Source organism: Pseudovibrio sp. POLY-S9, from assembly GCF_001431305.1.
GTDB lineage: Bacteria > Pseudomonadota > Alphaproteobacteria > Rhizobiales > Stappiaceae > Pseudovibrio.
The window spans coordinates 149296-155267 of sequence record NZ_LCWX01000071.1; the positions used below are offsets into that span (position 1 = coordinate 149296).

Annotated in this window: 7 protein-coding genes and 1 pseudogene; 3 read left to right on the forward strand and 5 right to left on the reverse strand. The window is 50.3% G+C overall.

The window, feature by feature from the left end; genetic code table 11:
• From PPL9_RS05365 to PPL9_RS31120, 3 genes and pseudogenes are all read right to left on the reverse strand, one after another.
• Positions 1-298: pseudogene (locus PPL9_RS05365) on the reverse strand (protease); the annotation flags it as partial.
• A 721-nt stretch (positions 299-1019) separates the two neighbouring features.
• Complete coding sequence (locus PPL9_RS05375; protein ID WP_057461724.1) at positions 1020-1472, reverse strand: cysteine rich repeat-containing protein; 453 nt, start codon at positions 1470-1472, stop codon at positions 1020-1022.
• A 24-nt stretch (positions 1473-1496) separates the two neighbouring features.
• A complete protein-coding gene (locus tag PPL9_RS31120; protein ID WP_063300249.1) occupies positions 1497-1808 on the reverse strand; it encodes a hypothetical protein in 312 nt (103 codons plus the stop codon).
• Between the two features lie 371 nt (positions 1809-2179).
• Here PPL9_RS31120 and PPL9_RS05380 point away from each other — a divergent pair, with 371 nt between their 5' ends.
• Positions 2180-3154: a hypothetical protein gene (locus PPL9_RS05380; protein ID WP_057461725.1), complete on the forward strand. Its 975-nt coding sequence runs from the start codon at positions 2180-2182 to the stop codon at positions 3152-3154.
• 81 nt (positions 3155-3235) lie between these two features.
• Positions 3236-3721, forward strand: a complete 486-nt coding sequence (locus tag PPL9_RS05385; protein WP_057461726.1) for a RidA family protein — start codon at positions 3236-3238, stop codon at positions 3719-3721.
• Here PPL9_RS05385 and PPL9_RS05390 read toward each other — a convergent pair.
• The gene (locus tag PPL9_RS05390; protein ID WP_057461727.1) at positions 3718-4710 is read right to left on the reverse strand and encodes a helix-turn-helix domain-containing protein; all 993 of its coding nucleotides are present in this window, start codon (positions 4708-4710) and stop codon (positions 3718-3720) included. The two genes, PPL9_RS05385 and PPL9_RS05390, sit on opposite strands and share 4 nt — an antisense overlap.
• 114 nt (positions 4711-4824) lie before the next feature.
• On the opposite strand from PPL9_RS05390, the gene PPL9_RS05395 reads away from it, so the two are divergent.
• Complete coding sequence (locus PPL9_RS05395) at positions 4825-5616, forward strand: MBL fold metallo-hydrolase (RefSeq protein WP_082596567.1); 792 nt, start codon at positions 4825-4827, stop codon at positions 5614-5616.
• Between the two features lie 30 nt (positions 5617-5646).
• On the opposite strand, the gene PPL9_RS32300 is transcribed toward PPL9_RS05395, so the two are convergent.
• On the reverse strand, positions 5647-5972 hold a 326-nt coding region (locus PPL9_RS32300), incomplete at its 5' end, for a LysR substrate-binding domain-containing protein (RefSeq protein ID WP_244273350.1).

A 5972-nucleotide genomic window follows, 5' to 3' on the forward strand; every position in this document is an offset into this window, starting at 1 on the left:
TGCCCGGTCCGCCATCATCGTCATCCACCAGCAGGTTCCCATCGGAATCCCGCAGGCGCAGATAAGGGTCAACCAAGCGGCTTTCGCCATCAAAAGTGCCAATAGCAGCAAAGGTATAGGTCTGCCCGGCAACCAGCTCAACTTCATACCAGTCGTGGTCGCCGTCACTGGCTATAGTGCCCTGAACTGTCTCGAAGATATTGTTGTCCGATCCCTGCGCATCCTGCCCCGTGTCCCTCAAACGGTAGGATGTAGACGTGTTGTCTGCGGCATCTCTGGTCTCATAGAGATTTGTCATTATGTTTCTCCAGCTTAAAATGGACATTCAGATGAATGAGTTCATTTTGGCTGGGGCTTCGGAAGGTCGTCCGTCCGCCCAGCATCTTCCAGGCACGCACGTTCCACTTGCTCAATGGCATATTGAACAGTCCGCTGTTGCTCCTTGCTACTTTGCAAGGGGCTGCCAGCCACAGCCTCCTTCAACCGTTCAATGGCATAGGAACAAGTGGGGTCTGAGTAGGGCCGGTCAGGATTAACCGGCATTGAGGCTCTCACGCCGAAAGCGGAGAAACAGAAAGCAACAACCGCAATAAGCAATCTGGCGTTCTTCATGTGTCACAGCATCCAGTTCAAAAGCTCATGGACCATCAGAGAAGAGCAAAACACAGGTCAGGCAACAAACAATAGTTATTCATGACCGGTAGAAATGACGTCTACCGATGGCCTCCCACACATTATGTAATGATCATGCGTACGTGAATTTTCTAACAGTTGACGTGGGGGCAGAAAAACGAAATATCCTTAGGTGAATACATGCAAAAAGCATTATTCATCAAAGATCTGGCATAAATGATAGATTAGGTAGATTTATCGTGTATTATTATCAACTAAAATTACGTCAATTAATGTAATTATATTGCGCCTATGGTGGTTGGGTTAGTTTTATTCATTAGATTTCACGTGGATGAGCTGGCTGATTAATTGTTTTTCTAATCAGCCAGCAATCTACGCTACGGCAATCAAGAGTCCTCATCTTTCAGGCCAAACTTCTCACTGAAGACTTCGATCACTTCTTTGCACTCAGCGCCAACCTTGTCCTGCTTTTCACTCAGGCAGGTTAGAACACGACCACCGCCAACTTCTGTTTCTGAACACTGAGCTTCAATATCTGGAGCACAAATTGCCAGAGCCTGTCTGGCGTTCGCGAAGAAAAAGTCCAGGGCATCGGCGAAATCATCAATCGCAGTGGAGCATTGCTTACTGAGTTTATCCTCGTAGGCATACATGCATGCAAAAATGCGACCTTCTCCGGGTGTCACTTCCTTACAATGAGATTTTATCTCTGGTTCACAGGCTTCAAAAACGCCTTGGGCTGCATTCTTTCCTGCTGTATCCTGCGCCATCGCATTGTGTCCGGTGGCCGCAACCAACAAGCCAAGACCGAACAAGACAGCTCCGAGTGATTTAATCATTTTGGGGTCTCCAGAATAGAAAAATTACGGATTAACAACGATATAGACAGTCACGCCGTTTTGAAGGACAGGTCTGTAATAGACGCCGCCACAATTGTAGTAAGAATTGTATGGGCTGCAGCCAGATATGGACTGACGATAGTTGGTGCGTCTGGATGTTCTGCGAGATGTTCGCCGTGATACGCGTCTTGATTGATTGAGATGAGGGTTTTGGGCGTTAGCTTTGCCGACAGAAAAGAGGAGAGCCACGCCTGTTGGAAGCTCGGTAAAGTCGATCTGGCTGGTATAGCCGAGTGATCCTGCGATGACCGCTGCTGCGAGTAGTTTCAGTCGCATGTTTGTTTCCCTGAGTTGATGTGGTCTTTGGCACCAAACCAGTCCGATGAACGGGTGCATTGGGTTTTTGCCAATCGCTTCAGCCGTCGGCTTCCACGCATTTGAAGATGCTTAAGGACAAACGTTAGAGTTATCTTTCAGGGGCTACTCGCGTTTTAGTCATACAAAACCTCAGGCCACTTCGTGGGGCACCTGTTCAAGTCAGCATCAAGTTTTTATGGGGTGAACGCTTCAAGTTTGCTCAAAGCTTGAGAGATCTCCTTCAAACTGTTCTCACTCAAACTCTCATATATGGAGGCATGAGCTTTCTAGCTAAGCATAATGGGTCGCAAAGAAATTAAGCTGTCACCGCATTGGTCTGGAGTTGCTGAATGCCGGATGTAGACGCACAAACCATGTCACCAGAGGTCGAAGCCTGGGTGGAAAATGTACTAAGCGCTTGTAACCTCAAGTGGACTGGTCCGACGAAAAATTTTGAGCGCGAACCCAAAGAGAACCTGCGCATTGATGGCAAAACGCCTGTCGCGGATCACATCAATTACCTACGCAAAACATTGAAGGATACATATGCCAGGCGATCTGAGATTGCCGGCAAGGCGAAACTTGACCGAGAGCTTGCGGTGCACCTCCAACACTTTGATCAGGCCTATGTTGCAGTCGATAGTAATATCGACAAAGCACAGGCCAGTATGGGCAGTGGCGATGCTGGAGGCGCAATCAGTGACGCCGTGGACCAGCTTGAGTTCATGAGGGATGCGCTGGAAGCAGCTTATTACTCCGCAGCAAAAGACCCGGAAGAAGCCTACGCCGAGTTGCGTGAGAAAATTGATGCTGCCAAGGCTGAACTGTACGAGCTGGGTAAGGAAAAAGAAAAAATTCAGGATGATAACGCCCGAGAAGAGTTTGAGGACATCTACTCAGAAGCCAAGGATGGGCTGGATCAATCTTTGAAGACGTTGGAAGCTGACAAATTCCTCGAAGCTGAAGAAGAGTTGGAAGAAGCCAAAACCGTGATGCTCGATTTGCGACCTGGCAACAGTGAGGATATCGCCAAACGAAAGAAAGAGTATCAAGCTGCTGCCGAGGATGCCCAAAAGAACATCAAAAACCTGTCTGGCAAGCTGGGTACTTTGAATAATCCGGACAAAGTCGCCGAATTCAACAAACACAAAGCCTCCGCAAACAAGTTGATCAAGAAGGTCGAGACCGCTCTCAAGAACGGCAAGGTAAAGTCTGTCCGCTCAGATATTCCGAAGCTGAAGGGTGAAGTCGAAAAGATGAAAGCCTGCTTCAAGGTAGAGCCAAAAGCAAAAGCACCGCCCAAAGGCAAATCTGGCAAAAAGTAACCTTAGGCGCAAGCTGGGCAAATGGCCGCTCGCCAAGATGCTGCCAACAACAGAACAACACAATCAGGAAATGAGTGCCCCATGAAAACCACAGGCAAAGCCCTCGCGATGTGCGCTGCAATCTTGTTGAGTGGCTCAGCATTGGCTGCAGAGACTGACCAAAAGACCATCATCAATCCTGACACCCTGTCAGATTCAACCAAGTCTGGGTATGCGCAAATTGTCGTTGTCGCTCCGGGTGCTCGCATCGCATATGTGGCTGGTCAGGTGGGCATTTCCAAGGATGGATCAAACACCTTTGAGGAACAGGTCGACCGAACGTTCGACAACCTGATCAAAGCGCTCGAAGCTGCTGGGAGCAGCGTGGAAGACACGGTGAAAATCACGGTGCTGATTAAAGATCATGACCAGTCCAGACTGGACTATGTCAACAAAAAGCGCCGCGAAATCTTTGGTGCCAGCCCACCAGCAAGCACACTCATTCCAGTGCCGGTCCTCGCAACGGAAATCATTGAGTTTGAAGTGGATGCGATTGCAATCGTACCAGAAAAAACACCTGCTGATTAAGGTGCTTGCCTGCGAAACTTCTGCCTGTACTGGGCTGGTGAGACGCCAACCTGCGCAAGGAACGAGCGCCTAAATGCGTTCTCGTCAGAATAGCCCAATGCCTCAGAGATCGTGGTTATTGGTGTCGTCGTATACTCCAACTGAGACTTCGCACGCTCACAGCGGATGTTCAAAATGAATTGCTGCGGAGACAGTGACAGTTCTCGCTTAAAGTGCCGCAACAGGCTGCGTGTGCTCATACCCAAAAAGCCAGCAAGCTCCTGTACTTTGAGGGGGCGTGAGGACAAGTTGTTCTGCACCCATTGGTCCGCACGTTCAATCGTCTCATCCCGTGTTTTTTCATGCCACGGGATCATGAAGGGCTGCTGCAAGCCTCGGTTTTCTTCAAGAACCATAAATCGCGCACATAATCTGGAAAGGGCAGGGCCTTCCAGCCGGTTGATGAGATGTAGTGCAAGGTCCAGAGAGGAAGTGCCTGCGGCGCTGGTAATGACATTGCCTGCATCAACGAGAATTTCATCACCGGCCAGCTCCACACCTTCATAAGCCGCACTAAATTCCTTCTGCTTCCACCAGGTTGTTGTGGCTTGCTTTCCCTCCAGCAGTCCCGCTTCAGCAAGTAGAAACGTGCTGGTACAACTCGCAGCAATGATGCTGCCGTTTTGAGAATAGTGCTGAAGTTGCTCAGCAACACCACGGAACCAGTTTGTGCTGATCGTGCATTGCGGCGCTGAGGTCGTGCCAATGCCGGGAAGAAACACCACATCAGGTGCAAAAATATCCTCTAAAGAGCCATCAGGGGTCACCAAAATACCGTTTGAAGATCGAACAGGCTCGCCATCTATAGAGTAAGTCTGGACCTGAAACGGCATGACCTCGTCGCCACGCACCTCTGCAATCTGGTTTGCAGTCTTGAACATGTCTGCGGACCCAAAGGCTGCGAGCCCCAGAAAGTTCTCCAGCAGCAAAATCGCAATGGTTGAAGTCATGTTCAGATCTCATGTGGCGGATTATGTATGATTTGTGTCTAGTCGGACTATATCAAATTCCCTGCCAAAAACTAGGATCAACGGACCAAGGTCAGGTTGGAGCAGTAGGTCAGGATGAAACTTCACTTTCTTCGCAATGCAACCCTCATTATTGAGCACAAGCAACACCTCATACTGGTTGATCCCATGTTGGGTAAGGTTGGATCACTGCCAAGCTACAGCTTCATCCGACATAAAAGCCGGAGAAATCCGATGGTTCCGCTGCCTGATGGTGCCCAGCAAAACCTTGAGGGTCTTACTGCGGCACTGGTAACGCATTGCCAGCTTGGCCATTCAGATCATTTGGACGGAGCAGCAAAGAAACTTCTGCTCTCCCAAAAGATCCCGACTTACTGCCGGTTGGATGATGAGGATTTCATTGGGAAAAAGGGAATTCCCACCGTGCCGCTGAAGGATGAGCAACGCCAACCCTTCTTCGACGGTTACATCACCCCAATCCCAACAGTGCACGGCTACGGCTGGATTGCGAGATTCATGGGCCCCGGCGTGGGTTACTTTCTCGAGTTGCCTGATGCACCCTCGCTCTACATTTCCGGCGACACTGTCCTCACCAAAGATGTCCGCCACTGCCTCAAAACCTTGAGGCCCGACATCGCAGTTGTCGCAGCAGGCAACGCAAGTCTGGATATCGGCAAGGACATTCTCATGTCACTGGATGAGATCATGGAGTTCATCAGATTAGCACCGGGACAAGTTATCGCAAACCATCTGGAAGCCATAAACCATTGCCCTGTAAAGCGAACGCAGCTACGGGGTCTGGCTGAAGAATCTGGTGTCAGCGACAAACTCCTGATCCCGGCAGACGGCGAAACACTCACGTTTAACAAACAGCCGGAGTTCGCCTGACTGTAATGAGGCGATCTGGAGTGTGCCTGCTCAGCCCTCGGTTCCCATCAGGTCATCCCAGATGGCTTGCGCGACAACGCCAACGTCTCTGTCGCGCTTGCGGATCTGAAACAGGCGGGACTGGCGTGGCTGGAAGCCTTCAACGTTCAGCTGAACCAGTTCGCCACGCGCCAGTTCCTCGATGATCATGTGCTCGGGAATGCCACCCCAACCGAGCTTGGCCTGTAGGATCTCCTTCTTGGCGGAAAAGTCCGTCACCGTCCAACGCAAACCACCCGGCAACAAATCCCGGCTTTGGCTGAGGGCCCCGCTGCCGCTGTCTGCCACGATAATCTGCGTATATGTCTGCATTTCAG

Bases quoted from the DNA above. Each gene is read 5' to 3' on its own strand.
- PPL9_RS05375 (WP_057461724.1), bottom strand. From the start codon at position 1,472: ATGATTAAATCACTCGGAGCTGTCTTGTTCGGTCTTGGCTTGTTGGTT.
- PPL9_RS31120 (WP_063300249.1), bottom strand. From the start codon at position 1,808: ATGCGACTGAAACTACTCGCAGCAGCGGTCATCGCAGGATCACTCGGC.
- PPL9_RS05380 (WP_057461725.1), top strand. From the start codon at position 2,180: ATGCCGGATGTAGACGCACAAACCATGTCACCAGAGGTCGAAGCCTGG.
- PPL9_RS05385 (WP_057461726.1), top strand. From the start codon at position 3,236: ATGAAAACCACAGGCAAAGCCCTCGCGATGTGCGCTGCAATCTTGTTG.
- PPL9_RS05390 (WP_057461727.1), bottom strand. From the start codon at position 4,710: ATGACTTCAACCATTGCGATTTTGCTGCTGGAGAACTTTCTGGGGCTC.
- PPL9_RS05395 (WP_082596567.1), top strand. From the start codon at position 4,825: ATGAAACTTCACTTTCTTCGCAATGCAACCCTCATTATTGAGCACAAG.